A 24,308-nucleotide genomic window follows, 5' to 3' on the forward strand; every position below is an offset into this window, starting at 1 on the left:
TCAGAGCGGAGCGGCCACTTCGATCAGGGCCGCGAGCTGGTCGCAATAGTGATCGATATCGGTGGCCCGGACCGCGCAGCAGGCGACGGTGGCGCCGATATCGCGCAGCCCGGTCAGTCGCCGCCGGGTGTCGCCGGGGTCGGCCAGCGGATCCAGCGCGCGACCCGGGCTCAATACCAGTTCGAAATCCGGTGGCAGGTCCATTGCGCGCAGATGCGCGGACAGTGCCGCCGGGGCCAGGCCGAACGGTACCCAGCCGGTGCCCAGGGTCACGGCGCGGCGCAGCGACCGCCGGGTGCGGCCGCCGACCCAGAGGGGTGCGGTGGTCGAGGTCGCGGCCGGATCGACCACGAAATCGCCGACCTCGCGCCGGCCCCACGCGTCGCGTATTTCGGCGAGCGCGTGGTCGGCGGCCGCGCCGCGGTCCGCCCACTCCGCGCCCAGGAGTGCGAATTCGGCTTCCAGCGATCCGACGCCGACACCGAGCACGACCCGGCCGCCGCTCAGCCGATCCAGCGTGCCGTAGCTCTTCGCGAGGGCCAGCGGATGGTGGTAACCCAGGACGACGACGGAGGTGGCCAGGCGGATCCGGTCGGTTCGGGCCGCGAGATAGGACAGGGTCGCCAGCGGGTCCCAGTAGGTGGATCCCCGGGTGGCCGCGTCGGCGGCGGGGATCGCGGTGTGTTCCGAGCAGGTCAGGTGGTCGAAGCCGAGAGCATCGGCGATTTCCGCGATCCGGGCCAGCTCGGCGGGGCCACCGCTCGTTTCCCATGGAGAGGCGATCCCGGGGACCCGGACCACGATCGGGGTGGAGAGGCCGACCCTCACCGGCGCCGGTCCTCGGCGGCCCCGATGAGGCGGCGCATCATCCGATCGGCCCCCAGCACTGCTGCGGCGCGATCCGGATCGCTGCGCCGGACCGCCAGCTGCTCATGGGCACCGATGACATGGACCGGACCCCGGCCCAGCGCGGCCAGCCCCTCGGCGGCCACCTCGGCGGGCTCGGAGACCGGCATCCCGGGGATGTCGAAGTCGAGGCCGACCCGTTCCATCGCCGGTGTCCGGGTCACTCCCAGGACGAGTTCGAGTACGTCCACACCGGCTTCGCGGAGCTCGAGCCAGAGGCTCTCGGCGAAGATCCGCCCGAAGGCCTTCACGCCGCCGTAGACCGTATGCCGCCGCGATCCCAGGTATCCGGCCAGCGAGCCCACCAGGAGGATGCCGCCGCGGTGCCGGTCCCGCATCGGGTTGCCGAACCCGTGGACCAGGGCCAACGGCGTGGTGATGTTGAGGTCGATGACCTGATGGAAGGCGGTGAGGTCGCCGTCGAGGAAATCGGCGCTGTGCGTGTTGGCCCCGGCATTGTGGACCAGTAGCCCGACTTCGACATCGGAGACCGCGTCGAGGACGGCTGTCGCCGCGTCCGGTTCGGTGAGATCGGCGGTGAGGGTGCGTACCTCGACGCCCAGCGCCCGGCACTTTTCGGCGGTTTCGGCCAGCGGGCCGGGGCGGCGGGCCACCAGCAGCATGTGGAGCCCGGATTCCGCGAGCCGCAGCGCGAAGGATTCGCCGACCCCTTCGGAGCCCCCGGTGATCACTGCCCAGGGGCCGTAGCGCGCAGGGTCGAGATGGGTCATAGCTGTGTCTCCGTTCGGGTCCGCGGTCGGGCCACACCCAGTTCTACAACCGGCGGCGCGGAAATACTAGAGTGAATTCTACTTTTCCGATCGGAGGTACCCAGTGCCACGGATTGCCGAACCCCGGGAGCCGGGCCGGGCGACCACCAGCAGCCAGCACGCCCGGCGCCGCGCGATCCTGCGCGCGGCCGCCCGGCTCGGAGCCGAAGAAGGGCTCGAACGGGTCCAGATGTCCGACGTCGCCGCGGCGGCCGGGGTCGCGCTGGGGACGCTGTACCGCTACTACCCGTCCAAACACCATCTCTATTCGGGTGTCCTGGAATCGGCCGTCGCCGATCTGCCGCTGCCCGCGCATCCGCCCGGCGATCCGGTGGAAGCGGTCGGTGATCTCCTCGAATCCGCGGTGACCGGCCTGCTCCGGCGGCCGCTGCTCGGCCGGGCCATGCTGGTCTCGGCCAACGCCGTCCGGTCGGCCGGAACGGTGGCGGTCGACAATACGATGCGTGACCGGATAATCGCCGCCGCCGGTATCGCCGAGCCCGATGCCGCGGACCAGCAGCTGGCCCGGCTGGCCGAACAGTGCGCCTACGGCATTCTGACCTGGGCGACGGCCGGCCAGCTCAGTACGGATCAGGCCGTGGCCGATATGCGCCGGGCCTGCACCCTGCTGCTCGAACCCTGGGCCGGCCGGTAGCGATACCGTCGGTCAGCCGCCGGCGGCGCCGGTCGCCGGTACCGGTGGTGGCGCGGCGGGTGCCCGCCGCCTTTCCCACATCCGGGCCAGCAGGATCGCCAGCCCGACGTACACCCAGCCGAGCAGCACATCGATCACATAGTGCTCACCCCCGTAGACCAGGGTGAACCCCATCGCCACCGGGAAGACGGCCAGGAGAACCCGCCACCACCAGTGCCGGGCCGACGGCCACAAAGCGACCGAGACAAGGAGTGCGAAGGCGGCGTGCAGCGACGGTATCGCGGCCACGGGATTGCTGTGCGCGGCCAGCCAGTCTGCGCCGATATCGACCGAGTACAACCGGAACCCGAAACCGGTACTCCGGTGTATCTCGGCCTGGATCACCCCGATCCGAGCCGCGTACCAGGGCGGCGCGGCCGGAATCAGTACATAGGTCAGCAGGCCGAGATAGGACAGCAGCAGGATCCGGCGCATATATCTCGCCCAGCGCTCCCGCGACTGGACGTAGAAGATCGCGGCGACCAGCCACGGGACCAGGAAATGACTGGAATACACCAGCCCGGTGAGCACCGTCCACCAGGGTCGCCCGCCGTCGCCGGCCAGCTGTTCCTGGAGCCACACTGTCGGGACGGTCCCCCCGAACAGTCCACGCTCCACCAGGGCCGGTTCCCGGACCCGCACCGGCATCCCGAGCGTGTTGGCGATGCCCCGGCTGTGGTCGTAGACCACCAGTGCGGCGATCAGCGGGACCCAGTCGACGAGAATGCGTACCTGGTCGCGCCAGGGGCGGTCCGGTGTGAACGCCGCGATACCGGCGACGATCCAGAGCGCCTGATAGATCCGCTGCGTCGGTGGGCCGAAGAGCACCGTCACGACGACGAGTGCCAGCAGGTACGCCGACCACACGCCACTGCGCAGCAGCCTGCGGTGCCGTCGTGGGGCCGAAACCTCGGTGGTGGGGGCACCCATCCCCCCAGTTTTCATCAGCGGCACCGAAGTCGCTGTCGCGACCTGCGGAAACGACGCGCGATCGAGACCGCCGGGAAAGGTCGGTGCCGGGCGAACACGCGGCGGTGGGCCGCCGCGGAATGCGATCCGGGCAACCGGTCCCGACCGGCTCGCGGCGACGACCCGGGAAGGATCACCGAGTCGGATCGGTCGTTCGGATGCGTCGACGTGCGGTCCGGTGTTCTGGTTCGCCCACGGTGCAACCTCTAGGCTGGGTCGGTATGAGTCTGGCCGAGGTGGCTGCCGACCTGTACGGGCTGGCGCCCGAGGACTTCGTCGCCGCGCGCCGGGCTCGCGCCGCCGCGGCCACGGAGGCCGGTGATCGGGAGCTGGCGGCGGCCATCGCCGCGCTGCGCAAACCGACGGTCGCGGCCTGGACGGTGAACATGCTGGTGCGCAGCGCGCCCGGGGAGATCGAGGCCCTGTTCCGGCTCGGCGCCGACCTCCGTACAGCGCAGCGCCAACTGTCCGGTGCGCGCTTGCGTGAGCTGACCCGGCAGCGCCGGCAGGTGGTGGACTCGCTGGCCGACCGAGCGGGCCGGGTGGTCGCCGATCAGGGCAGACCCGTCTCGGCAGCGGTTCTCCGGCAGGTGAGCGAAACGCTGACCGCGGCGCTGGCGGATTCGGAGATCGCCGAGCGGGTCCGGACCGGTACCTCGGCCGCGGCGGCGAGCTACGCAGGTTTCGGTCCGGTGGGGCCGGACCTCGGCGTCGTCCGGGACGCGCCGGAAGCCGCCGCCGGCTCGCGACGGAAAACGGGACGTTCCGCCGGATCCGCCACGGAGCGGGACGGTCACCGATCGCGGGCGCAAGCGCGACGGCAGCATGAACGGGAACAGGCCCGGGCGGCGGAGGCGGCCGCGCAGGAGGTTCTCACCGCCGCCGAGCGGGCGGCGCGACAGGCCGCCGACCAGCTCGGCGCCACCGAAACCCGGCTGGTGGAGTTGCGCGCCGAGCTCACCGCCGTGGAGGCCCGGCACCGGTTCGCCCGGGAGGCCGATCGTGCCGCCCGGGACGCTGTCCGGGCGGCAACGGTCGAACTGGAACGCGCGCGGCGCCGGGCGCGGTGAATCGGTCACGCCGGGGCGATCAATTCCAGTCGTCGATCTTCACATCGTGCGGGTCCGGAGCGCCCGCACCTGTTTCCACCAGCGCTTTCAGGCTCAGGAGGAAGACCGCCCATTTGGTGCTGCAGTGGTACATGAATTCCACCGGCTCCCGCCAGCCCTCGTGTTCGAAGAGTACGACGGTGTACGCGCCGGAGCGGGTGAGTTTCCAGTCGATATGGGTGCCCACCCATTCGGCGGGGCCGTCGACCACCTCCCACCGGACGTGCTCGTCCGGCGTCAGATCGGCCACTTTCATATCGAAACCGCCGGCGACGAAGCGGAACTGCAGCAGCCCGCCGATATCGCTGCCTTTGCCCCGGGTGTCCGATGCCCACCAGCCGGCCAGTCCAACGGGTGTGGTCAAAGTCGTGTACACCTCGGCCGGCGCCGCTTCGACGCCGACCCGGTGCAGAATGCTCACCATGGTCGCTACCTTCTCTCTCCGAATGTATCTTGTTCTGCGCTGAAGGAATTCACTGTGGACCGCCCTGTTGGTCCCGGGTTCGCTGGATGGTCTCGGCGATGCCCTTGATCCGGCGCAGCCGGGCATCCCAGGCCGCTCCCACCGAGGACAGCTGGGCGACCGCCCGGGCGAGTTGCGCCTCGTCCACCCGGTATCTGCGTTCCCGGCCGGCGGCGGTGGCGTGGACCAGTCCCGCGCGGTCGAGGACCCCGAGATGTTTCGCGACGGCCTGCCGCGTCACCGGGAGCCGCTCGCTGAGACCGGTGGCGGTGCCCTCGCCCGTGGCGAGCAGCAGGTCGAGCATCCGGCGGCGGGTCGGGTCGCCGATGGCGGACCACAGGTAGTCGTCGACTGCGATGGTCACCGGGTGGAGGCCAGCCGGGTGACGTATTCACCCAGGCGGGGCAGGTAGAGGTCCCAGCCGGTGACATGTTCGCGGTGCTCCGCCTGTGCCAGCGCGTCCGCCCAGCCCATTTCCCGGAAGCCGGTCTCGGTGAGCCGGATCCTGGTTCCGTCTCCCACCGGGGTGAGTTCGAAGGTGACCAGCAGCGATCCGGCGGAATTGTCGACGGTATCGCCGGGGTAGCACCAGCGGAACGAGAACAGGCGAGGCGGATCGACTTCCACGACCGACATCGGCGCCACCTGTTCGCGCTCACCCCAGACGAGCTCGCCGATCGCGCCGGGCACCGGTTCGAATCCGGCATCGTCGGTCCACCATTGTGCGATGTGCTCGGGCCGGCTGACCACCTCGAAGACCACCTCGGGCGAGGCCGCCACGTGGATCTCGCGTTCGATACTGCCGTACTCCATACGCTTCCTCCGATGTGCAACTTATGGTTGCGTATGACAGTAGCGCCGACGGGCATGATGCGCAACCATTGGTTGCTCATCACGCCTTCGTGTCCCGGGCGCCCTTCGGCGGGCCGGTGGCCGGCACGGCCTGTTCGATCACCCGGTCGCTACCGCAGTGCCGGTGCCGGTGCGGTGCGGTCACCGGCGGCGCCGACCGGCGTCACGCGCTCACCGGTCGGCGGTGTTGTTCCGACCGTGACCGGTGCGGCCGGCAGCGGAACATCGAAATGCGTGCCGACTGTGCGGGACTCCGAACCGGCCGGCGCCTGTTCGCGGTATCCGGGCGGCGCGAGCAGATAGCCGAAGCGGCCCGGCCAGGTCTTCGCGTTCTTGATATCGCGGAGCATCGCGGAGAATTCACCGTAGTTCACCCGGATCGGATTCCGGGTGTCGATATTGTGTACCAGTCCGTACCGCACCGGCTCGATCTCGTCGGCGTAGCTGCCGAACCACCGGTCCCAGACGATGAAGACACCGCCGTAGTTCTTGTCCAGGTACGGGTTGTTCGAACCGTGGTGCACACGGTGATGTGACGGTGTGTTGAAGAGGTATTCGATCGGCCGCCACAGGATCCCGACTCGTTCGGTGTGGATCGGGAACTGGAACACCAGATTGAGCGATTGCATCAGGAGCACCATCCACACCGGGACCCCCAGCAGTACCGCCGGTGCGAAGAACATGCCGCGCACCAGCATCGACGGGTTCAGCCAGGGCAATCGGATCGCGGTGGTGAGATTGAAATACTGCGACGAGTGGTGCACCGAATGTGAAGTCCACATCAGCCGCACCCGGTGATCCGCGCGATGGGCCCAGTAGTAGCAGAAGTCCACCATCACGAAGGCCAGCGGCCACACCCACCAGATCCCGGTGTCGAGATGGAAGGGGGCGAGGGCGGCGGCCAGCGCGAGCGGGCCCACGGTACTGATCGCGGTCAGGATCGGTTTCGTGACCCGGCCGAGTACGAACGTCACGATATTGGTCGCCACCTCCCTGCTGTCGTAGCCGTGCAGGCCGGGCCGGGTGTCCGGATCGATCCGGCTGGCGATCCACTCCGCGAGCATCAGAAGTGCGAAGGCGATCATGGTGGGGACCGCGAAGAGTAGATCGTGCATCTGCCGAACCTTTCGCCGAGGAAATCCGCTGGTCATGGAGAAGAATGCCGGGTGATGGTGGGGCGTCGGTATGACGACCATGAGGAGTCTCTGAGGAATCCACCCCTTGACGACTCCGCCGGGTGACAGGCGGCCGCGCAACGGTAAGGGCTGTTACCGCAACGCACGACGGGCCTTGCGGAGCGGGAGCGGTGGGCCCGGGCGGTTTTCGGGCTCGAAACCGCTGGTCAGAAGGTATGTCGCCGCTGACGGATTCCGGAGAACGGGCTCCGCAGCCGATCCGAAGGCGCAGTGCGCGCGCTTTTCCGGCGACCGACACCGGCGCGTCGGCGGGAGACCGCGCAGCGGGTCGACTGTAATGGTCGGCGCCCGATCGGTTTACGAGTGTGATGTCCTCCCTGTCAGGAAGGTTCTTGCATGCGTCGTTCTGTGATGGCTCTGGGTTCGCTGGTGTTCGCGGTGGTGACGACCTCGGCCGTGGGCAATACCGCGCATGCCGCGACCGGGCAGGTCGCGCTGCGGTGGACGGTCGACGGGAGCCGGGTGGAAAAGGTCATCGACAACCCCAGTGGCTGTATCGATCTCAGTACCGTGGGTGCCATCGGCCGCGTATCGGTCCGTAACCTCACCGATCGCAAGGTCAAGCTCTGGAACGGTATCGGCTGTCGCGGAACCTACGGCGGCGGTATCGAGCACGGTGAGCGCAACGGCCGGTGGGGTTATCCGGACTGGAGTATCTACATCTCGTCCCAGCCTCCGGCGCCGAGATAGCGGGCGGGGGCCGGTTTCCCGGCGGATCCGATCCGTGAGCGCAGCGGAAATCGGGGTATCCGGCCCGCGAGACCCACTGGAGGTGGTTTGTGAAGGCCGAAGACGAGAGTGCCGCGCCGAGTTCGGTGAGCCCGTTCAATCCGGCAGACCCGCTCGATCCGCAGAGTCCGGTGAATCCGGCGAATCCGGTGGATCCCGAGGATGTGATCAATCCCGCGGGTACCGTGGTGCCGGTCGTCCCGCTGACCGAGGAGCAACCGATGCGGACCTGGTTGTGGCCCACGCTGATCATCTTCGGCCTGGTGGTCGGGGTGGCGATACTGGTGATGATCCTGGTGAGCACTGCGGATTTCGGCGGCGATCCGGCGGAGGTGACGCCGACCCCGGCCGGGTGCCAGGGCTTCTGCACGACCACGGTCACGCCACCTCCGAGGTGAGCGCGGCGGGGGTCCGGCGCACCGGCCCCCGCCCACGAGTCCGGTGAGCGCTACTGTGCGCCCTGCTGTCCGGTGTCCGGATCCCCGGCCGAGCGCAGCGCGGTCTCCAGTTCCCGGCGCAGCCGGGCGATGGTGTCCTGGATTGTCATCGGTCCTCTGTTCCTCCGCGGGACGATCCGCGCCGCGCGACTGCGCCGCCTGCCGCCGGGGCACATGACCGTGTTCGGGCCTTCGAAACAACGCGGGTGCCCATCTGTTCTATCGGCCCTGCTCAGGAGCCTGTCGTGGGTTCGCACTCACGGGTTTTTCAGATTACGTTTCGATTACCGGGCGATGCGGGTATCCCTGCTCCAACGAGACGATTGGGAAAGCCCGAGGTGCCTCCGGTGAACGAGACAACCGAATCCGCGACCGACCATCGCCCGGCCGCCCGGCCGGCGCGTACCGGCCATACGCCCGGGAACGGTGACAGCTACGACAATATCGAGCCACTGTTCGCCGAACTCGACGCGCTGGCGGCCGAGGATCCGCGCCGGCGGGCGATGCGCGAGCAGATCGTGCACCGCTGCCTACCGCTGGCCGAACATATCGCCCGGCGTTTCGCCGGCCGCGGCGAGTCGTTCGACGATCTGCTCCAGATCTCCCGGCTCGGCCTGGTCCAGGCGGTGGATCGCTTCGATCGGTCGCGGGGCAGTTCGTTCCTGTCCTTCGCGATCCCGACCATCATGGGCGAGGTGCGTAGGCACTTCCGCGATCACACCTGGGCCGTGCGGGTGCCGCGCGGGACCAAGGAACTCCACCTGCGGATCGGCCCGGCCACCGAGACCCTGTATCAGCGGCTCGGCCGGATGCCCACCGCGCGGGAGATCGCGACCGAACTCGGCGCCGATCTCACCGATGTCACCCGCGCGCTCATCGCCGGTAACGCCCACACCAGCAATTCGCTGGACGCCGGTGCCGACGACCAGGACGACGACACCTCGCCGCCGGCGGTACTGGCCCGGCTGGGCGGGGAAGACCCCTGCTACCGGTTGCTCGAGGACGCAATGACGCTGCGTCCGCTGATCGCGGAACTGCCGCAGCGGGAACGGCAGATCCTGGTGTGGCGGTACTTCGCGAACATGACCCAGGTCCAGATCGCCGAACGGCTCGATATCTCGCAGATGCAGGTGTCGCGGATCCTCGCGAAAACGCTGCGGACCCTGCGCGAACAGGCACTCGCCGAACCCGAGGGTGACGAGTCGGTCAGCACGGCCGCCTGATCCCGGGCGGGACCGGCCTCAGCGGATGTCCACCGCGACGGCCGGTCCGGTGCCGGCCGCGGCCCGCAGCCAATCCGCTGCCCGCGCCCGGTACCGGCTGATCCCTTTGTAGTCGGCCATATCGTCGGGTAGTTCGTCGAGCACGGTCGCGGTCCGGGAACGCCACTGGTCGACTGTGGCCAGTTCCGCCAGTGACAGCAGATGGGTGCGGATCAGGAACATCACCGCTCCGGAGTCCGGCAGCCGGAGCAGATGTTGCACCTCGACCCGTAGATGTACCAGCCGGCCGAACGTCGGGTCGTCGACGTGCCGGATCATCTCCCGGTCCGGCCCCCATTCCGGATAGCGCTCGGTGGATACGTCCAGTCGCCGCCCGATCGTCATGGTCCAGTTGGTGCGCCGATAGGGCTGGTGCGGTTGCAGGCGGGTCAGGAACCGGTGTGCCCGGGTGATCACACCCTCCCGCCGGATACGCGGCACCGGCCCGTGGATCTCCAGAAAGCTCATGCCGACGTCGAATCCGAAACTCCAGTCGGCGGCGAAGGTCACGACCCCGGCGTCGGCGAAGAGTTGCCCGTCACGTTGATCCAGCAGGACCACATCCTCCTGGATCTGTGTGCTCAGGAAGCGCAGCGGTTCGTCGGGCAGGGTGGTGTCGGCGCCGTAGACGAAATCCTGCGTGCTGCCGAGGACATCGTTCTCCCAGCGCCAGGATCCGGCGCCGGTACCGATGAGCCGGAACCGGTCCGGACAGGCCCGTGCCAGTTCGCCCAGCACCGTGACCATCGCGTCCCAGGCGGCCGGGCGCATATGCGGGAGAACGGTGTACCGGCTCGGATCGGCGGCCAGTATCCGTGCACGTTCGGCCAGTTCGGAGTGGTACTCGGTATCGATATCGACGAAGGCGCCGCCCCACTGCCCGGCCGCGGTGGGCACGATCGTGCGGGCCGGCTCGACATTTGTGCTGTAGCGGTAGGTGTCGGCCGTGAACGGGAAGGGGAAGCCGGTGATCGGCGCGGTTCCGGTGGACGATGTTGTCACAGGGGTACCTCCAGAGTCGTGCCGCGCGCCGCGCGGGATACACACGGCATGATCGCCGCTGCTTTCTCGTGGTCGCCGAGATAGAGGTCGCGATGGATCGGCGTCCCGCCGCGCAGCGGGATCACGCATTCGCCGCACACGCCCTGGCGGCACCGGCTGGGCACCCGGACCCCGCCGGCTTCCAGTGCTTCCAGGAGGCTGGTACCGGTAGGCACCGGGATGGTGCGGTCCGATTCGGTGAGGGTGACGGTGAACGGTTCGCCGGGATCGAGTGTGCCGGCGCCGAAACGTTCGGCGTGGATCCGCGATTCCGGCCAGCCGGCTCCGCGCGCGGTCGCGGTGACATGGTCGATCATGGCGGCCGGACCGCAGATGTAGAGATGTGTCCCCAGCGGCTGCGTGGTCAGGACCGCGGGCAGTCGGGCGCGGAACGCCGCGCCGCTGTCGAACAGTTCGGCTGCCGGTCCGGCCAGGTCGAGGACCTCCCCGGAGTGCGCGTCGCGCCCCGGCCGGTAGGTGTAGAGCACCCGGACAGTCCGGCCCCAGCGCCGCGCCGCGCGCAGATGCGACACCATCGGTGTGATGCCGATACCGCCGGCGACGAGCAGATGTCCTGATGCCCGGGCGATCGGCGGGAAAGCGCTGCACGGTGGCCGGGCGGCGAGCGTATCGCCCACTTCGACGCTGTCGTGCAATACGCGAGATCCGCCCGCGCCGTCGGCGACCCGCAGCACCGAGATCGTGTACTCGGTGGGAGCCACGCCGTCGGAGGTGAGGCTGTAGGCGTTCGTCCGGTCACCGGCCCGGACGAGTAGATGGCTTCCCGCGACGAATCCCGGTAGTGGCGCGCCGTCGGCGGCGGCGACGGTGAAACTCTTGATCAGCGGCGCTGTTTCGGCGATATCGGTGACCACGAGGCGGAGTTCCGGTGCCGTCGTTCCGGTACCCGGCGCGGCTGTCACGGTTCGGTTCACGACGACCATTCCTCCCCGTGGGCCAGATAGCCCAGATACTGTCCGGTCCGGCGCGAGACATGGTGGTAGACGACGAGTTCCTGCTCGCATCCCGAACATGCGGTGATATCGCCGATCTCGGTGTGTACCGCCGTCACCGCACGGCAGTGCGCGCAGAACAGCTGCCGCGTTCCCGGTGCCGTCGGCGCCACCTGGAGTTCGTCGTCCTCGAGACCGGCCGAGGTGGCGGTGGCGCGCAGTGCGAGACAGTCGCCCACGGATCCCGCGAGCCGGACGCGCACGCCGACTCGGGCCGTGCGCAATGCGGCGGCGAGCAGGGTGCGGCCGCGACCGATATCGGCGGTGAGGAGGGTGTGGAACTCTGCCGCACCGGTCAGCGCGCGGGACCATTCGTGCACGGTCGGTTCGGCATCGGGGCCGATGCCGACCAGCAGATAACAGCTACCGGTGATATCGGGCGGGGTCGGATCCGGCCGTGGTGAGCGCGCCCAGACCGGGATGCTGGAGTAGTCGATCTGCGACATGGGCGGTCACAGTAGATCGCCGTCGCGGTGGCCGGTGTAGAAGGCCAGCGCGTAATCCGGGGTGCTGAAGTAGATCTTGGATCCTTTCGGGAAGAAGATCGCATCCTTGGCCCTGGCGATCGAGGTCTGCCCGGTCTCCTTGTTCTCCAGCAGGAACTCGCCCTGTAGCACCACCTTCATCTCGTCGTACGCGTACTCGTAATAGAGCGGTGCGTCGGTATGGCGAAGTTCGAAGAAGCCGCTGCACATCGCAGCGCCGTCCGGGTTCTCGTAGACATCGCCGATGAAACCCTCGGTCCCCGGATACTCCGCCTCGGGCATCTTCGGCAGGTTCGCCCAGGCGCCGCTGGTCACCCGGAAAGGTGGGGTGTCGGTGGTGTGCTGCGGGGTCATGGCTCTCCTCGATGGTTCCAAGCGACTCTTTTCAAGAATCGCTGTTTCATTACATGAGACGGTCTCGGTATTTCGTTGTCGTAACGTGCAGGTTGAGTGTGGCGAACGAAGATCGACGTTCGGGCGAGCACTGCAGCGGTGCGCCGAAGTCGATCGGAAAGTGCTGTACCGCACTGGCTGTCTACTGTTGGGAAACATCGACTAGAGTGGGTCGATGGCCGATGATCCGAGCACCCAGATCCATCGCGATACCGGTGATCCGGCGCCGGTGCAGCGCGAGGTGATCGGCGATCCGCCCACCGGCGGTGATCTGGAGGCTGCCATCGCACGCCAGGTGCGGGCGCTGCGGAAGGCGAGCGGTCTGTCCGTCGGTGAGATGGCGGCGAAGGTCGGTATCTCCAAGGCCATGCTCTCCAAGATCGAGAACGCGCAGACCTCGTGCAGCCTGTCCACGCTCGCCCGCCTCGCGGCCGGGCTCGACGTACCGGTGACCTCGCTGTTCCGCGATGCCGACATCATCCGTGAGGCCGTGTACGTCGCGGCCGGACAGGGTGCGGTGATCGTGGGCCGCGGCACCAGGATCGGCCACCATTACGAACTGCTCGGATCGCTGCGCGGGCAGCACAAGCGGCTGGAACCGGTGCTGGTGACGCTGACCAGCTCGAGTGAGGTGTTCCCGCGTTTCCAGCATGCGGGTACCGAACTCATCTACATGCTCGAGGGAGTGATGGTCTACGGCCACGGCGCCGCGGAATACACCCTGCGGCCCGGGGATTCGCTGTTGCTCGACGGGGAGGGTATCCACGGGCCCAACGATCTGGTCCGGCTGCCGATCCGTTTCCTCGCGGTGACCGCCTACCCGGACAACCACGAGGAGATATGAGAACGGACCGGCCCCCGTCCGGAAGCCGGTCCGCGCTGCGGTCGGTCAGTCGGCCACCTCGACACGTGCCGCGCCCGCGGTGATGGATTCGGCGGCGGCAACGGCCTCCACCGGCCGAACCGGTGTGGAGGTCATCGTGACGACCTCCATCACGTAGGCGGTCTCTCCGTGTACCGAGGCGTCGAGGCCGTCCTGTTCGCTCTCCGCGGGAACACGCAGCCCCATGGTCATATCGATGATCTTGGCGAGGACGAACGTGACCGTGAAGGTGAAGGCCAGGACCGCCAGGACGGCCACCACCTGGCGCCACAGCACAGCGACACCGCCGCCGTAGAAGAGGCCCGCCGCGCCGTTGGGTGCGGCGGGATCGGCGAGGAAGCCGATGAGGATCGTGCCGAGTACGCCGCCGACCAGGTGGATGCCGACCACGTCGAGCGAATCGTCGACGCCGAAACGATATTTGAGCGAGACCGCGTAGCAGCAGACCATGCCGGAGGCCGCACCCACGACGAGTGCGCCGATCGGCGAGACCGCGCCGCAGGCGGGGGTGATGCCGACGAGCGCCGCGATCAGTCCGGAGCCGGCGCCCAGTGAGGTGGCACGGCCCTCCCGCAGTTTCTCCACGCTCAGCCAGCCGCATACTCCGGCGCAGGCGGCGGCCACAGTGTTGAGCACCACCACGGCGGCGCTGTTACCGGCGGCCAGCGCGGAACCGCCGTTGAATCCGAACCAGCCGAAGAACAGGATCCCCGCGCCGAGGGCGGTGAGCGGCAGATTGTGCGGTCGCGGCACGTTCGGGAACACTTTTCGTCGGCCGAGCACCAGGACCAGAGCCAGTGCGGCCACGCCCGCGTTGATGTGCACCGCCGTGCCGCCGGCGAAGTCGATCGCGCCCAGTGTGTTCGCGATCCAGCCGCCGAGCACCGAGCCGTCCGCGGAATCGAAGGCGAAAACCCAGTGCGCGACCGGGAAATACACCACCGTGGCCCAGAGCCCGGCGAACAGCATCCACGCGCCGAACTTCATCCGGTCGGCGACCGCGCCGGAGATCAGCGCCACCGTGATCGCCGCGAACAGCAGCTGGAAACCGGAGACGAGGGCCGGGGGTAGCCCCGGTTCGGCGGGTGCGGTGAGTAGATCCGCGGATCCGAGATATTCCAGCGGATTACCGAGCAGCCCGGCACCGCCCAGCGAATTGCCCAGGACGGCCGAATAGCCGAACAGGATCCAGAGCACGCCGACCACGGCGAAGGCGCCGAAGGTCATCATGGCCATATTGAGGGTGTTCTTGATGCTGACCATGCCGCCGTAGAACATGGCGAGCCCGGGCACCATCAGGCTCACGGCGGTGAAGGCCGCGAGTATCCACGCGGTATCCGCCGCGGCGATCGCTTCTGTCATGTCTTCCTCGCCTTCGTGTACTCCCGGGGAACCCTGCTGTATCGCATGAGTGGACCGGTTCGTCCACCAGTAGACGATGGCCCGGGTTGCGGGAGATTGTTCGCCGGTGACTTCTCTGTTAATTCCACTGCCGGGCACCGCCGCCGGGTGGCGGTGGTTCTCTTGTTGATCTTGTCTGTCGCGCGGCCGGAGTGCGGACGGCTGGGGCGGTGAAGTCATTCGGTACTGACGCCGCGGTAACAGCACCGTCATATCCCGCGTGTTTCATAGCAAATGACATCAGATAATGACAGGAAACAGCAGTGAGGATGCCGGTGCGCGAAACCCATAGCTACGTGATCGTGGGCGGGGGACTGGAAGGGCTCGCCATCGCCTGGTCGCTGGCCGAACAGGGCGAGACCGATGTGCTGGTGTTGGAACGCGGCACCCTCTGCTCGGGCATGACGGGTAAGTCCAGCGGTGTCGTGCGCTGCCACTACGGCGTACCGTCGCTGGCCGCCATGGCCTGGTACGGAGTCGATGTGTTCACCCGCGCGGCGGAGCTGTTCGGCGACGATATGGGCTTCCAACAGTGTGGATACGTGGTCGGGGTGGGCGCCGACAATATCGGCCCACTGCACGCGAACGTCGCGATGATGCAGGCGCTCGGCATCCGGGTCGAGCTGATCGGCCACGACGCGATGGGTGAACTATGGCCCGGCCTCGAGCTCGCGGATTTCGCCGCCTTCGCCTACGAACCGCTCGGCGGGCGCGGCGAGGCGTACCTGGCCGGAATGGCGTTCGCGGCGGCGGCCCGGAAACTCGGGGTACGGATCCGCCAGTCCGCACCGGTCCGCGAACTGATCGCCGGACCCGACGGCGCGGTGCGCGGGGTCCGGCTCCACGACGGGACCCGGATCCACGCGGGCACAGTGGTGCTCGCGGCCGGCCCGTGGACACCGGCGCTGGCGGCGTCCGCGGGCGTCCCGGTCGATGTGCGGGCCCAGCGGGCGCAACTGGTACTGGTCGATCAGGGTGCGCCACTGCCCGTGGTCCCGGTGCTGTCCGATCTGGCTGGACTGTCCTATCTGTGCCGGGAGCCCAATGGTGAACTGCTGACCGGAAATTCCGATCACCGGGCGCCGGAGTACATCGATCCCGACAACTACGTGAACCGTGCCGACGAGAGCACCGTGGACACCGTCATCGGCAAACTCGGCCACCGGCTACCGGATATGCCCGACCCACGGATCACCGGCTCCTATGTCGGTGCCTACGACGTCACCCCCGACTACAACCCGATCATCGGTCCGGCACCGGTCGAGGGACTGTTCCTGGCCACCGGCTTCTCCGGCCACGGATTCAAGATCGCCCCGGCGGTGGGCCGGTTGGTGGCCGATCTGCTCACCACCGGAAAGACCGACCTACCCGGGGTGGATCCGCACGATTTCCGCTGGTCCCGTTTCGCGGAGGGCGATCCGCTGGTGAGCCCGCATCCGTATCAGGGGGCGGGGGAGATGCGCTGACACCTTCCCGCCCGTACCGCCCACCGATCGTCTGGAGCGATAATGACCATCGACACTGTCCCCGGTCCTGTACCCGTGCGGGAGACCGCCACCACCGCGCGCACACTCACGGCAGCGGCCGAGGCCACCGGCACCGAATACATCCTCGCGCTGTTCACCACCCTGGCGGGTAAACCCTGCGCCAAACTCGTACCGATCGAGGCGGTCGCCCAACTGGAGGCCGACGGCGCCGGTTTCGCCGGCTATGCCGCCGGCACCATGGGGCAGCAGCCCCGGGATCCGGACCTGGTCGCCGTCCCCGACCCCACCTCTTTCACGCCGATCCCGTTCATCCGCCCCGGTCTGGCGCTCGTGCACTGTGACCCACATGTGCACGGCAGGCCGTGGCCGTATTCGCCACGGGTGATCCTGCGGGCGGCACTGCGCCGGGCCGCTGGGCGCGGACTCACGGTGCAGGCCGGTGCCGAGATCGAATACTTCCTGGTGCACCGGGAACCCGACGGGACGCTGCGCACCGCCGACCGCGCCGATACCAGCAGGCAGCCGTGCTACGACGCCCGCGATGTGACCAGGATGTACGACCACCTCACCGAGATCTCGGCGGCGATGAACACGCTGGGCTGGGGAAACTATGCCAGCGACCACGAGGACGCCAACGGCCAGTTCGAACAGAACTTCGCCTACGCCGAGGCCATGACCACGGCGGACCGGGTGATCACCGCGCGATATCTGCTGTCGGTGATCGCCGAGAAACGCGGTATGCGTGCGACTTTCATGCCCAAACCGTTCGCCGATCGCACCGGATCGGGTATGCATCTGCACCTGTCGCTGTGGCACGGGGAGCAGCCGGTCTTCCCCGACAGCGGTGACACCCGCGGTCTGGGACTGTCCGGTACCGCCTACGCCTTCATCGCGGGCCTGCTCGACCATGCCTGCGCGATGCAGGCGGTGCTGGCACCCACGGTCAACTCCTACAAACGGCTCGGGGCGGTCGCCACCAGCAGCGGTGCCACTTGGTCGCCGCGTTACGCCACATACGGCGGTAACGACCGGACCCACTATCTGCGTGTCCCCGACGAGCACCGGGTGGAGTTGCGCGGCGGTGACGGTTCGGCCAACCCCTATCTGGCGCTGGCCGCGGGGGTGGCCGCGGGCCTGGACGGTATCGAACGCGAGCTCGATCCCGGCGCCCCCGGTGATCAGCGGCATGCGGCAGCGATGCTGCCGATGACCCTGCTGCACGCCATGGACGCGCTCGACGCCGACCCGGTGGTCGCCGACGCGTTGAACGGGGCGGGGCCCGGCGTCAGCGATTACTTCGCCCGGCTCAAACGGGACGAGTTCTTCGCCTGGCACAACACGGTCTCCACCTGGGAGATCGACGAATACCTGACCGCTTTCTGATACCGCGACCGAACGAGGAGTTCATATGTGCGGAATTGTCGGGTTGCATCTCCGCGACCCCGCGCTGCACCCACGGCTCGGCGAACTGCTGACCACGATGCTCGACCAGATGTGCGAGCGCGGTCCGGATTCGGCCGGGATGGCGATATACGGCGATCCGCGATGGTCACCGCCGGACTCGGCGACGGTGTCGCTGCTCGGGGCCGGGATGCCCGCCGCGGAACTCGCGGCAGTGATCGGCGCCGAGATCGGTGTGCCGGTCACCGGTATCGATCTGGCGCCGACCACTGTCCTGTCCGCGAACGCCGAACCCGCGGACCTCGCCGCCGCCGCGCGCCGGGCGGCCCCGCTCGCCCGTATCGTCGGGCTCGGCCGCGATCTCACCGTGCTCAAGGGGGTCGGCGATCCGAGCATGCTGGCCCGGCGGTTCGGGTTACCCGCCGCGGCGGGCTGGCAGGGTGTCGCGCACACCCGGATGGCGACCGAATCGGCGGTCACCGCGGCCGGTTCGCATCCGTTCTCGGTCGGACCGGATCAGTGCCTGGTACACAACGGATCGTTCTCGAACCATATGAGTGTGAAACACGAATTGGAACGAGCCGGGGTGGTTTTCGACAGCGAGAACGATACCGAGGTGGGAGCCCGGTTCCTGGCCCGGCAACTCGCCGCGGGCGCCGATCTGGAGAAGGCGCTGCGCCTGCTGGCCGAACGTTTCGACGGCTTCTACACCCTGCTGGTCGCCAACCGTGAATCGTTCGCCGTGGTACGCGATCCGATCGCCTGTAAACCCGCGGTCGTCGCCGAAACCGAACGCTGGGTGGCGATGGCCTCGGAATACCGCGCGCTGGCCGACCTGCCGGGCGTGGCACAGGCGCGCATCTTCGAACCCGAACCGGAGGAGGTCTACGTATGGCACCGACAGTGAGCACCGCGGACGCCGTGCGGGCCGGATCCGCGCCGCCGGCGATGGATCTCGGCACGCATACCGTGCGCGAGATCAACGCGCTGTTGCACGCGCCGGACGCGCCACGCCGCGTCACGATCACCGGGCCGCGGGGGGCGCATGCGCTGGCCTGTGGTCTCGACGACGATATCGAGGTGGTCGTCGAGGGGCATGTGGGTTACTACTGCGCCGGAATGAACCAGCGGGCGACCGTCACCGTTCGCGGCAACGCGGGTGTCGGAGTGGCGGAGAACATGATGTCGGGCACCGTCCGGGTCACCGGTAACGCGTCCCAGTCGGCCGGTGCGACCGCACACGGCGGCCTGCTGGTGATCGAGGGTGACGCGGGCGCGCGATGCGGTATCTCGATGAAAGGCGTCGATATCGTCGTCGGCGGCGATATCGGGCATATGAGCGCTTTCATGGGGCAGGCCGGTCGTCTGGTCGTCTGTGGTGATGCCGGTGAGGCGCTGGGTGATTCGCTCTACGAGACCCGGATCTATGTCCGCGGCCGGGTGGCCTCGCTCGGCGCGGACTGTATCGAGAAGCCCGTGCGCCCGCAACATCTGGCCGAACTCGGTGAGCTCCTCGCGAGGGCCGGGTTCGACGCCGACCCCGCGGAGTTCACCCGGTACGGCTCGGCCCGCACGCTCTACAACTTCCATGTCGACAACCTCGGCGCCTACTGACGCGCGATCAGGAGAGACCGCATATGACCACTCCCACGCCGGTCGGCCCGGCCCTTCGTGAATCGGCGACCTATCCGCGCTCTGTCATCGCCGAGATCCAGCGCGCCGCCGAAACCGGTATCTACGATATTCGCGGCTGGGGCGCCAAACGCCCGCTGCCGCATTTCGACGATCTGCTGTTCCTCGGTGCCTCCATGTCCCGCTATCCCCTCGAGGGTTATCGCGAACGCTGCGATACCGCTGTCGTACTCGGCGATCGGTACGCGACGAAACCGCTGCACCTCGATATCCCGGTGACCATTGCCGGAATGAGTTTCGGCGCGCTCTCCGGCCAGGCCAAAGAGGCGTTGGGGCGGGGTGCGAGCGCGGTGGGCACCTCGACGACCACCGGTGACGGCGGAATGACCGCGGAGGAACGCGGCCAGTCGGAAAATCTCGTCTACCAGTACCTGCCGTCGCGATACGGGATGAACCCCGATGATCTGCGCAAGGCCGACGCGATCGAGATCGTGCTCGGACAGGGCGCGAAACCGGGTGGTGGCGGGATGCTGCTCGGGCAGAAGATCACCGAGCGGGTCGCGCGGATGCGCACCCTTCCCCAAGGCGTCGATCAGCGGTCGGCGTGCCGGCATCCGGACTGGACCGGGCCGGACGATCTGGCGATAAAGATCATCGAACTGCGCGAGATCACCGGATGGGAGAAACCCGTCTATGTGAAGGTCGGCGCCACCCGGACCTATTACGACGTGAAACTCGCGGTGCAGGCCGGCGCCGATGTGGTCGTGGTGGACGGAATGCAGGGCGGCACGGCCGCCACACAGGACGTGTTCATCGAACATGTCGGTATCCCCACCCTGGCCGCCCTGCCACAGGCGGTCCGGGCGCTGCAGGAACTGGGCGTGCACCGCAAGGTGCAGCTGATCGTCTCCGGCGGGATCCGCAGCGGCGCCGATGTCGCCAAGGCCATGGCACTGGGCGCGGACGCCGTGGCCATCGGAACGGCGGCGCTCATCGCACTCGGCGACAACAGTCCGCGTTACGCCGAACAGTATGCCGCGCTCGGTTCGGCGCCCGGTTACTACGACGATTTCCAGGCCGGCCGCGATCCGGCCGGTATCACCACCCAGGACCCGGAACTGGCCCGCAATCTCGATCCGGTCGCGGCGGGCCGGCGGCTGGCGAACTACCTCCGGGTGCTCACCATGGAGGCACAGACGCTGGCCCGGGCCTGCGGTAAATCGCATCTGCGCAATCTGGAACCCGAGGATCTCGTCGCGCTCACGGTGGAGGCGGCCGCCATGGCCGGTGTTCCGCTGGCGGGCACCGACTGGATCCCGGGCCGGTTCTGAAAGGACGGGTATGCGCACTTTCGACACCCTGTGGAACGACATCCTGGACATCGGCCGGGCCCCGGCGACCGGTGGCTACCGCCGGTTCGCCTGGAGCGACGCCGATCTGACCCTGCGCGAATGGTTCACCGGCTGCGCCGCCGCGCGCGATATGCAGGTCGAGGTGGACCGTAACGGCAACCTGTGGGCATGGTGGCTGCCGCCGGGATGGAACGGCGACCCGGTCGACGCCTTCGTCACCGGTTCGCATCTGGACTCGGTCCCCGACGGCGGCGCCTTCGACGGGCCGCTCGGGGTGGTGAGTGCCTTCGCCGCCGTGGACCTGGTCCGCGACCGCGGAATCGTGCCGGACCGGCCGGTGGCCGTCGTGGCCTTCTGCGACGAAGAAGGCGCCCGGTTCGGTGTCGCCTGCGTCGGATCGCAGTTGAGCACCGGTGCGCTGAGCGCCGACCGCGCGCTCGGATTGCGCGACGCCGACGGCATCACCCTGGCCGAGGCATTACGCGGCGCGGGCCACGATATCGGTCACCTCGGACCGGACCCCGATCTGGTGAAGCGGGTCGGGGTCTATGTCGAACTGCATGTGGAGCAGGGCCGGGCCCTGGACCTGGTGGACCGGCCGGTCGCGGTGGCCTCGTCCATCTGGCCGCACGGGCGGTGGGTGTTCGAGTTCGCCGGGGAGGCCAACCACGCCGGGGCGACCCGGCTGATCGACCGCCGCGATCCGATGCTCACCTACGCCACCGCGGTGCACACTGCCCGGCGGGCCGCCGAACTGCACAGCGCGGTCGCGACCTTCGGCAAGATCACGGTGCTGCCCAACGGGGCCAATGCGATCGCCTCGGAGATCACCGCCTGGCTGGACGCCCGGGCCGCCGACGAGGACACGCTGCGCCGGCTCGTCGCCGACATCGGGGAACAGACCACTGCCGATGCGGCCGTCGCCGGTATCGGTCTCCGGATCGAGGCCGAATCGGTGACGCCCGTTGTCGAATTCCCGGCCCGGATCCGCGACCGGGTCGGACGGGCGCTTGCGCAGCTCGGGGAGATACCGGTACTGCCGACCGCGGCCGGACACGACGCGGGCATCCTGTCGGCCCTGGTGCCGACAGCGATGCTGTTCGTCCGGAATCCGACCGGTGTCTCGCATTCGCCCGTCGAGTTCGCCCGGCCGCAGGACTGTCGAACCGGGGTCCGTGCCCTCGCCGATGTGATGGCGGAGTGGGTGTGCCCGGCCGTGCCGGCCGCCGGCGGATGAGGATCGGGACCGGGATCGGATCCCCCCGGCTGCCGATGAGGTCCGGTCGACCGGAGTTCGAATCGGTCCGAGCGGGATCCGCGACCCGCGCCGCACCGGCCGTTAACGTGCTCGGGGTGGATCTGGAACTGAACGGGAAACGGGCGATCGTCACCGGCGGCAGCTCGGGAATCGGGCTGGCCGTCGCGCGCGGGCTGGCGAGCGAAGGCGTGGAGGTGGCCCTCGCGGCCCGCTCGGCCGAACCGCTCGCGGCCGCGGCCAGCGCACTGTCGGCGGAGTCGGGCCGACGGGTGATCGCCGTACCCACCGATACCGGTGACGACGATCAGGTCCGGGAGCTCGTCGCGCGGACGGTCGCCGAACTCGGCGGAGTGGACATCCTGGTCAATGCGGCGGCCACACCGTGGAGTGCGGGCGCGCCCGCGGATCTGGCCGACACCACCGACGCGGTGGTGCGCCGGGAGATCGAGATCAAGGTACTCGGCTATTTGCGCACTGCCCGGGCGGTCGCACCGCATCTGATCGCACAGGGGTGGGGCCGCATCGTCAACGTCAGCGGACTCGGCGCCCGGCAAGCGAATTCCATCGCGCAGACCGTGCGCAATATCAGCGTTTCCGCGCTGACCAAGAACCTCGCCGACGAGCTCGGTCCGAAAGGGGTGAACGTGACGGTCGTACATCCCGGGCTGACCAGGACCGAACGGCTCACTGCGCGGCTGGCCGAACAGTCCGCGGAATCCGGCACGCCCGTCGCCGAGCTGGAGCGCGCGCTGGCCCGCAACTCGGTGGGCCGGATCATCGACGCCCGCGAGGTCGCCGATGTGGTGACCTTCCTGGCGTCACCGCGCAGTATCGCCGTCACCGGTGACGCGGTCGCGGTGGGCGGCGGCGTCCCGGGCCCGGTCTTCTACTGACATCCCGGCCGGGCGCCGCGGCTGACCGTACCCGGGCCGGCCTGATATACCGGGTTCATGCCGGCGAATTCGGAATCGGAATCCCATGCCTTCGACGATCTGGTGGCGGCCGCCGACGCGCCGGTCTATCTGATCACCGTCGCCGCGGGCGGCGAGCGGTCCGGCTGCCTGGTCGGGTTCGCCTCTCAGATCGGGATCGACCCGCGGCGGTTCCTGGTCTGCCTGTCCGCGGCGAACCACACCTACCGGGTAGCGCCGCAGGCGGAGTTCCTGGGTGTGCACCTGGTGAGCGCGGCGAACACCGGCCTCGCGGAGCTGTTCGGTGCCGAAACCGGTGACGAGATCGACAAATTCGACCGGTGCCGCTGGCGGAGCGGACCACACGGAGTGCCGGTGCTGCTCGATGCCGTGGCCTGGTTCTGCGGCCGTATCGTCACCCGCTACGACTTCGGTGATCACATCGGAGTCGTGCTCGCGCCCGAGACCGGCGAGGTGCAGGCGGATGCTCCGGCCGTGCTACGGCTAGGTCATGTCGCCACCATGACACCGGGGCATCCCGCCTGAGAACGGTATTCCGTGGCGGATCAGATATCGCCGGTGGTGATCCAGTGGTTCATCGCCGCGAAGGTCTGCGGTGCACTGGGATGCAGGGTGAGGTTATGAGCGACCCCCGGGGCGACGAGTGTGTCGAAATCGGCGGCACCGCTGTAGTAGGGCGCTTCGTTGGCGGCGACGGCGCCGGCATCGCGGCAGCTCACCGCGAAATTGCAGAAGATATCGTCCTCCGCGCCCATCACCACCAGAACCCGGGCGGTGATGCCCTGGCTCACGTTCCCTGCTGCGGGACTCAACAGCGTGGTCGACGACTCGGCGACCTCACCGACGGTGGTCACGTCCTTCGTGCGTTCGTCGTGCGCGATCACAGCGGGGTCGGCGGTACGCGGGTTGTAGAAGGCGGCGCCCCGGCGGCCCGGCTGGGTCGTCAGATAACCGGGGTCGGTGTCGCGCCCCGCCGCGATCGGATCGAGCGCCGCCGGATAGAGGCTGGTGAAGAAGCCGGTCGAATTCAGTCCGATCCCCGGCAGATGGATCACACCGGTGAGGATCACCCGCTCCAGATCGTGCCAGCGCGAGGCCTCGTGGGTGAGGGTGGCCGAGCCGAGCGAATGGCCGACGGCGTTGACTTCGGTGTACCCCCGCGCATGCACCCAGCCGATGAGCTGGTGCAGCACCAAGGCATCGCTGGACACGGTCAGCGCGCTGCTGGCGGGGCGCGAACTCGCCCCGGTACCGAGCCGGTCGAAACCGAAGGTCGCGCGACCGGCGGCCAGCGTGTCGTCGACATAGGAATAGGTTTCCGGTTCGTACGAGGAGTCCCAGTACCCGCGGTTGTAGGTCGCGCCCGCCACCAGCACGTCCGCCTGCCGGGGTCCGTCGGCCCACTGTCGCGGGGTGCAGAAGGTCGCGGCGACGGTATTGTCCGCCGGGCCGCGCTCGGTGACCGATACGGGTATCGACACCTCCTGACACGAACCGGGTTTGTCGTACGCCGCGGCGGCGGGCGCGGCGCCGGCGGTGAGCGTCGCGAGCAGCGCCGCCGACAGCAGCAGTGCGCGCCGCACGGAAGTGCTACGGCGGTGCGAGGGTACGGACGGGGCGGGGTCGAGCATGATTCACCTCGG

General features: G+C 68.5%; 26 protein-coding genes and 1 pseudogene. 14 read left to right on the forward strand and 13 right to left on the reverse strand.

The genetic code is table 11. The annotated features are described in order from the left end of the window. Together ACWCPQ_RS07025 and ACWCPQ_RS07030 are read right to left on the reverse strand one after the other, a co-directional pair. The gene (locus ACWCPQ_RS07025; RefSeq protein WP_449895707.1) at window positions 1-828 is read right to left on the reverse strand and encodes a TIGR03619 family F420-dependent LLM class oxidoreductase; all 828 of its coding nucleotides are present in this window, start codon (window positions 826-828) and stop codon (window positions 1-3) included. Next, on the reverse strand, window positions 825-1,637 hold the full coding sequence (locus ACWCPQ_RS07030) for an SDR family NAD(P)-dependent oxidoreductase (RefSeq protein WP_449895709.1): 813 nt from the start codon (window positions 1,635-1,637) through the stop codon (window positions 825-827). The genes ACWCPQ_RS07025 and ACWCPQ_RS07030 overlap by 4 nt, the downstream gene beginning before the upstream one ends. A gap of 103 nt (window positions 1,638-1,740) precedes the next feature. Here ACWCPQ_RS07030 and ACWCPQ_RS07035 point away from each other — a divergent pair, with 103 nt between their 5' ends. Next, window positions 1,741-2,331, forward strand: coding sequence for a TetR family transcriptional regulator (locus ACWCPQ_RS07035; protein ID WP_449895711.1), 591 nt, complete (start codon window positions 1,741-1,743; stop codon window positions 2,329-2,331). A gap of 12 nt (window positions 2,332-2,343) precedes the next feature. Here the strand turns inward: ACWCPQ_RS07035 and ACWCPQ_RS07040 are convergent, their stop codons facing one another. Then, entirely contained in the window at window positions 2,344-3,315 is a 972-nt protein-coding gene (locus ACWCPQ_RS07040; protein WP_449895713.1) for a phosphatase PAP2 family protein, read from the reverse strand. 245 nt (window positions 3,316-3,560) lie between these two features. Here ACWCPQ_RS07040 and ACWCPQ_RS07045 point away from each other — a divergent pair, with 245 nt between their 5' ends. Further along, entirely contained in the window at window positions 3,561-4,409 is an 849-nt protein-coding gene (locus ACWCPQ_RS07045; protein ID WP_449895715.1) for a hypothetical protein, read from the forward strand. Window positions 4,410-4,428: 19 nt separating this feature from the next. Here the strand turns inward: ACWCPQ_RS07045 and ACWCPQ_RS07050 are convergent, their stop codons facing one another. From ACWCPQ_RS07050 to ACWCPQ_RS07065, 4 genes are all read right to left on the reverse strand, one after another. Further along, complete coding sequence (locus tag ACWCPQ_RS07050) at window positions 4,429-4,872, reverse strand: SRPBCC family protein (protein ID WP_449895717.1); 444 nt, start codon at window positions 4,870-4,872, stop codon at window positions 4,429-4,431. Window positions 4,873-4,921: 49 nt separating this feature from the next. Next, window positions 4,922-5,275, reverse strand: a complete 354-nt coding sequence (locus ACWCPQ_RS07055) for an ArsR/SmtB family transcription factor (protein ID WP_449895719.1) — start codon at window positions 5,273-5,275, stop codon at window positions 4,922-4,924. After that, on the reverse strand, window positions 5,272-5,724 hold the full coding sequence (locus tag ACWCPQ_RS07060) for an SRPBCC domain-containing protein (RefSeq protein ID WP_449895720.1): 453 nt from the start codon (window positions 5,722-5,724) through the stop codon (window positions 5,272-5,274). Before ACWCPQ_RS07060 ends, ACWCPQ_RS07055 begins: the two co-directional genes overlap by 4 nt. Before the next feature lie 149 nt (window positions 5,725-5,873). Continuing rightward, the gene (locus tag ACWCPQ_RS07065; RefSeq protein WP_449895721.1) at window positions 5,874-6,878 is read right to left on the reverse strand and encodes a sterol desaturase family protein; all 1,005 of its coding nucleotides are present in this window, start codon (window positions 6,876-6,878) and stop codon (window positions 5,874-5,876) included. A 417-nt stretch (window positions 6,879-7,295) separates the two neighbouring features. Here ACWCPQ_RS07065 and ACWCPQ_RS07070 point away from each other — a divergent pair, with 417 nt between their 5' ends. From ACWCPQ_RS07070 to ACWCPQ_RS07080, 3 genes are all read left to right on the forward strand, one after another. Next, complete coding sequence (locus ACWCPQ_RS07070; RefSeq protein WP_449895723.1) at window positions 7,296-7,649, forward strand: hypothetical protein; 354 nt, start codon at window positions 7,296-7,298, stop codon at window positions 7,647-7,649. An 89-nt stretch (window positions 7,650-7,738) separates the two neighbouring features. After that, a complete protein-coding gene (locus tag ACWCPQ_RS07075) occupies window positions 7,739-8,086 on the forward strand; it encodes a hypothetical protein (protein ID WP_449895725.1) in 348 nt (115 codons plus the stop codon). Between the two features lie 386 nt (window positions 8,087-8,472). Next, window positions 8,473-9,348, forward strand: coding sequence for an RNA polymerase sigma factor SigF (locus ACWCPQ_RS07080; RefSeq protein WP_449895727.1), 876 nt, complete (start codon window positions 8,473-8,475; stop codon window positions 9,346-9,348). Between the two features lie 39 nt (window positions 9,349-9,387). Here ACWCPQ_RS07080 and ACWCPQ_RS07085 read toward each other — a convergent pair. From ACWCPQ_RS07085 to ACWCPQ_RS07100, 4 genes and pseudogenes are all read right to left on the reverse strand, one after another. After that, window positions 9,388-10,389: pseudogene (locus tag ACWCPQ_RS07085) on the reverse strand (heme-dependent oxidative N-demethylase family protein); the annotation flags it as partial. Then, window positions 10,386-11,372 (reverse strand): PDR/VanB family oxidoreductase, encoded by a 987-nt coding sequence (locus tag ACWCPQ_RS07090; RefSeq protein ID WP_449895728.1) that lies wholly within the window; start codon window positions 11,370-11,372, stop codon window positions 10,386-10,388. The pseudogene ACWCPQ_RS07085 and the gene ACWCPQ_RS07090, both read right to left, overlap by 4 nt. Further along, window positions 11,360-11,887, reverse strand: a complete 528-nt coding sequence (locus ACWCPQ_RS07095) for a dimethylamine monooxygenase subunit DmmA family protein (RefSeq protein WP_449895730.1) — start codon at window positions 11,885-11,887, stop codon at window positions 11,360-11,362. The genes ACWCPQ_RS07090 and ACWCPQ_RS07095 overlap by 13 nt, the downstream gene beginning before the upstream one ends. Before the next feature lie 6 nt (window positions 11,888-11,893). After that, on the reverse strand, window positions 11,894-12,280 hold the full coding sequence (locus ACWCPQ_RS07100) for an ethanolamine utilization protein (RefSeq protein WP_449895732.1): 387 nt from the start codon (window positions 12,278-12,280) through the stop codon (window positions 11,894-11,896). Window positions 12,281-12,494: 214 nt separating this feature from the next. On the opposite strand from ACWCPQ_RS07100, the gene ACWCPQ_RS07105 reads away from it, so the two are divergent. Next, window positions 12,495-13,163 (forward strand): helix-turn-helix domain-containing protein, encoded by a 669-nt coding sequence (locus ACWCPQ_RS07105; RefSeq protein ID WP_449895734.1) that lies wholly within the window; start codon window positions 12,495-12,497, stop codon window positions 13,161-13,163. Window positions 13,164-13,208: 45 nt separating this feature from the next. On the opposite strand, the gene ACWCPQ_RS07110 is transcribed toward ACWCPQ_RS07105, so the two are convergent. Next, window positions 13,209-14,564, reverse strand: a complete 1,356-nt coding sequence (locus ACWCPQ_RS07110) for an ammonium transporter (protein ID WP_449895736.1) — start codon at window positions 14,562-14,564, stop codon at window positions 13,209-13,211. Window positions 14,565-14,872: 308 nt separating this feature from the next. Here ACWCPQ_RS07110 and ACWCPQ_RS07115 point away from each other — a divergent pair, with 308 nt between their 5' ends. From ACWCPQ_RS07115 to ACWCPQ_RS07150, 8 genes are all read left to right on the forward strand, one after another. Further along, window positions 14,873-16,069 (forward strand): NAD(P)/FAD-dependent oxidoreductase, encoded by a 1,197-nt coding sequence (locus tag ACWCPQ_RS07115; protein WP_449896225.1) that lies wholly within the window; start codon window positions 14,873-14,875, stop codon window positions 16,067-16,069. A 42-nt stretch (window positions 16,070-16,111) separates the two neighbouring features. Next, window positions 16,112-17,473: a type III glutamate--ammonia ligase gene (gene glnT, locus ACWCPQ_RS07120; RefSeq protein ID WP_449895738.1), complete on the forward strand. Its 1,362-nt coding sequence runs from the start codon at window positions 16,112-16,114 to the stop codon at window positions 17,471-17,473. Window positions 17,474-17,498: 25 nt separating this feature from the next. Continuing rightward, a complete protein-coding gene (locus tag ACWCPQ_RS07125) occupies window positions 17,499-18,398 on the forward strand; it encodes a class II glutamine amidotransferase (protein WP_449895740.1) in 900 nt (299 codons plus the stop codon). Then, a complete protein-coding gene (locus tag ACWCPQ_RS07130; protein WP_449895742.1) occupies window positions 18,383-19,105 on the forward strand; it encodes a GltB/FmdC/FwdC-like GXGXG domain-containing protein in 723 nt (240 codons plus the stop codon). The genes ACWCPQ_RS07125 and ACWCPQ_RS07130 overlap by 16 nt, the downstream gene beginning before the upstream one ends. Window positions 19,106-19,128: 23 nt before the next feature. Then, a complete protein-coding gene (locus ACWCPQ_RS07135) occupies window positions 19,129-20,454 on the forward strand; it encodes an FMN-binding glutamate synthase family protein (protein ID WP_449895744.1) in 1,326 nt (441 codons plus the stop codon). 10 nt (window positions 20,455-20,464) lie between these two features. Then, window positions 20,465-21,712 (forward strand): allantoate amidohydrolase, encoded by a 1,248-nt coding sequence (locus ACWCPQ_RS07140; RefSeq protein WP_449895746.1) that lies wholly within the window; start codon window positions 20,465-20,467, stop codon window positions 21,710-21,712. Between the two features lie 116 nt (window positions 21,713-21,828). After that, window positions 21,829-22,626 (forward strand): SDR family NAD(P)-dependent oxidoreductase, encoded by a 798-nt coding sequence (locus ACWCPQ_RS07145; protein WP_449895748.1) that lies wholly within the window; start codon window positions 21,829-21,831, stop codon window positions 22,624-22,626. Window positions 22,627-22,683: 57 nt separating this feature from the next. Further along, window positions 22,684-23,190, forward strand: coding sequence for a flavin reductase family protein (locus ACWCPQ_RS07150; RefSeq protein ID WP_449895750.1), 507 nt, complete (start codon window positions 22,684-22,686; stop codon window positions 23,188-23,190). 20 nt (window positions 23,191-23,210) lie between these two features. Here the strand turns inward: ACWCPQ_RS07150 and ACWCPQ_RS07155 are convergent, their stop codons facing one another. Next, window positions 23,211-24,296, reverse strand: a complete 1,086-nt coding sequence (locus tag ACWCPQ_RS07155) for an alpha/beta hydrolase (RefSeq protein WP_449895752.1) — start codon at window positions 24,294-24,296, stop codon at window positions 23,211-23,213. Between the last annotated feature and the right edge of the window lie 12 nt (window positions 24,297-24,308).

The organism is Nocardia sp. NPDC001965 (assembly GCF_053594175.1).

Excerpts from the sequence above, each read along its gene's own strand:
- ACWCPQ_RS07030 (WP_449895709.1), bottom strand. The coding sequence starts at position 1,637 with ATGACCCATCTCGACCCTGCGCGCTACGGCCCCTGGGCAGTGATCACC.
- ACWCPQ_RS07040 (WP_449895713.1), bottom strand. The coding sequence starts at position 3,315 with ATGAAAACTGGGGGGATGGGTGCCCCCACCACCGAGGTTTCGGCCCCA.
- ACWCPQ_RS07045 (WP_449895715.1), top strand. The coding sequence starts at position 3,561 with ATGAGTCTGGCCGAGGTGGCTGCCGACCTGTACGGGCTGGCGCCCGAG.
- ACWCPQ_RS07050 (WP_449895717.1), bottom strand. The coding sequence starts at position 4,872 with ATGGTGAGCATTCTGCACCGGGTCGGCGTCGAAGCGGCGCCGGCCGAG.
- ACWCPQ_RS07060 (WP_449895720.1), bottom strand. The coding sequence starts at position 5,724 with ATGGAGTACGGCAGTATCGAACGCGAGATCCACGTGGCGGCCTCGCCC.
- ACWCPQ_RS07065 (WP_449895721.1), bottom strand. The coding sequence starts at position 6,878 with ATGCACGATCTACTCTTCGCGGTCCCCACCATGATCGCCTTCGCACTT.
- ACWCPQ_RS07070 (WP_449895723.1), top strand. The coding sequence starts at position 7,296 with ATGCGTCGTTCTGTGATGGCTCTGGGTTCGCTGGTGTTCGCGGTGGTG.
- ACWCPQ_RS07090 (WP_449895728.1), bottom strand. The coding sequence starts at position 11,372 with ATGGTCGTCGTGAACCGAACCGTGACAGCCGCGCCGGGTACCGGAACG.
- ACWCPQ_RS07095 (WP_449895730.1), bottom strand. The coding sequence starts at position 11,887 with ATGTCGCAGATCGACTACTCCAGCATCCCGGTCTGGGCGCGCTCACCA.
- ACWCPQ_RS07100 (WP_449895732.1), bottom strand. The coding sequence starts at position 12,280 with ATGACCCCGCAGCACACCACCGACACCCCACCTTTCCGGGTGACCAGC.
- ACWCPQ_RS07105 (WP_449895734.1), top strand. The coding sequence starts at position 12,495 with ATGGCCGATGATCCGAGCACCCAGATCCATCGCGATACCGGTGATCCG.
- ACWCPQ_RS07110 (WP_449895736.1), bottom strand. The coding sequence starts at position 14,564 with ATGACAGAAGCGATCGCCGCGGCGGATACCGCGTGGATACTCGCGGCC.
- ACWCPQ_RS07115 (WP_449896225.1), top strand. The coding sequence starts at position 14,873 with ATGCCGGTGCGCGAAACCCATAGCTACGTGATCGTGGGCGGGGGACTG.
- glnT (WP_449895738.1), top strand. The coding sequence starts at position 16,112 with ATGACCATCGACACTGTCCCCGGTCCTGTACCCGTGCGGGAGACCGCC.
- ACWCPQ_RS07125 (WP_449895740.1), top strand. The coding sequence starts at position 17,499 with ATGTGCGGAATTGTCGGGTTGCATCTCCGCGACCCCGCGCTGCACCCA.
- ACWCPQ_RS07130 (WP_449895742.1), top strand. The coding sequence starts at position 18,383 with ATGGCACCGACAGTGAGCACCGCGGACGCCGTGCGGGCCGGATCCGCG.
- ACWCPQ_RS07135 (WP_449895744.1), top strand. The coding sequence starts at position 19,129 with ATGACCACTCCCACGCCGGTCGGCCCGGCCCTTCGTGAATCGGCGACC.
- ACWCPQ_RS07140 (WP_449895746.1), top strand. The coding sequence starts at position 20,465 with ATGCGCACTTTCGACACCCTGTGGAACGACATCCTGGACATCGGCCGG.
- ACWCPQ_RS07150 (WP_449895750.1), top strand. The coding sequence starts at position 22,684 with ATGCCGGCGAATTCGGAATCGGAATCCCATGCCTTCGACGATCTGGTG.
- ACWCPQ_RS07155 (WP_449895752.1), bottom strand. The coding sequence starts at position 24,296 with ATGCTCGACCCCGCCCCGTCCGTACCCTCGCACCGCCGTAGCACTTCC.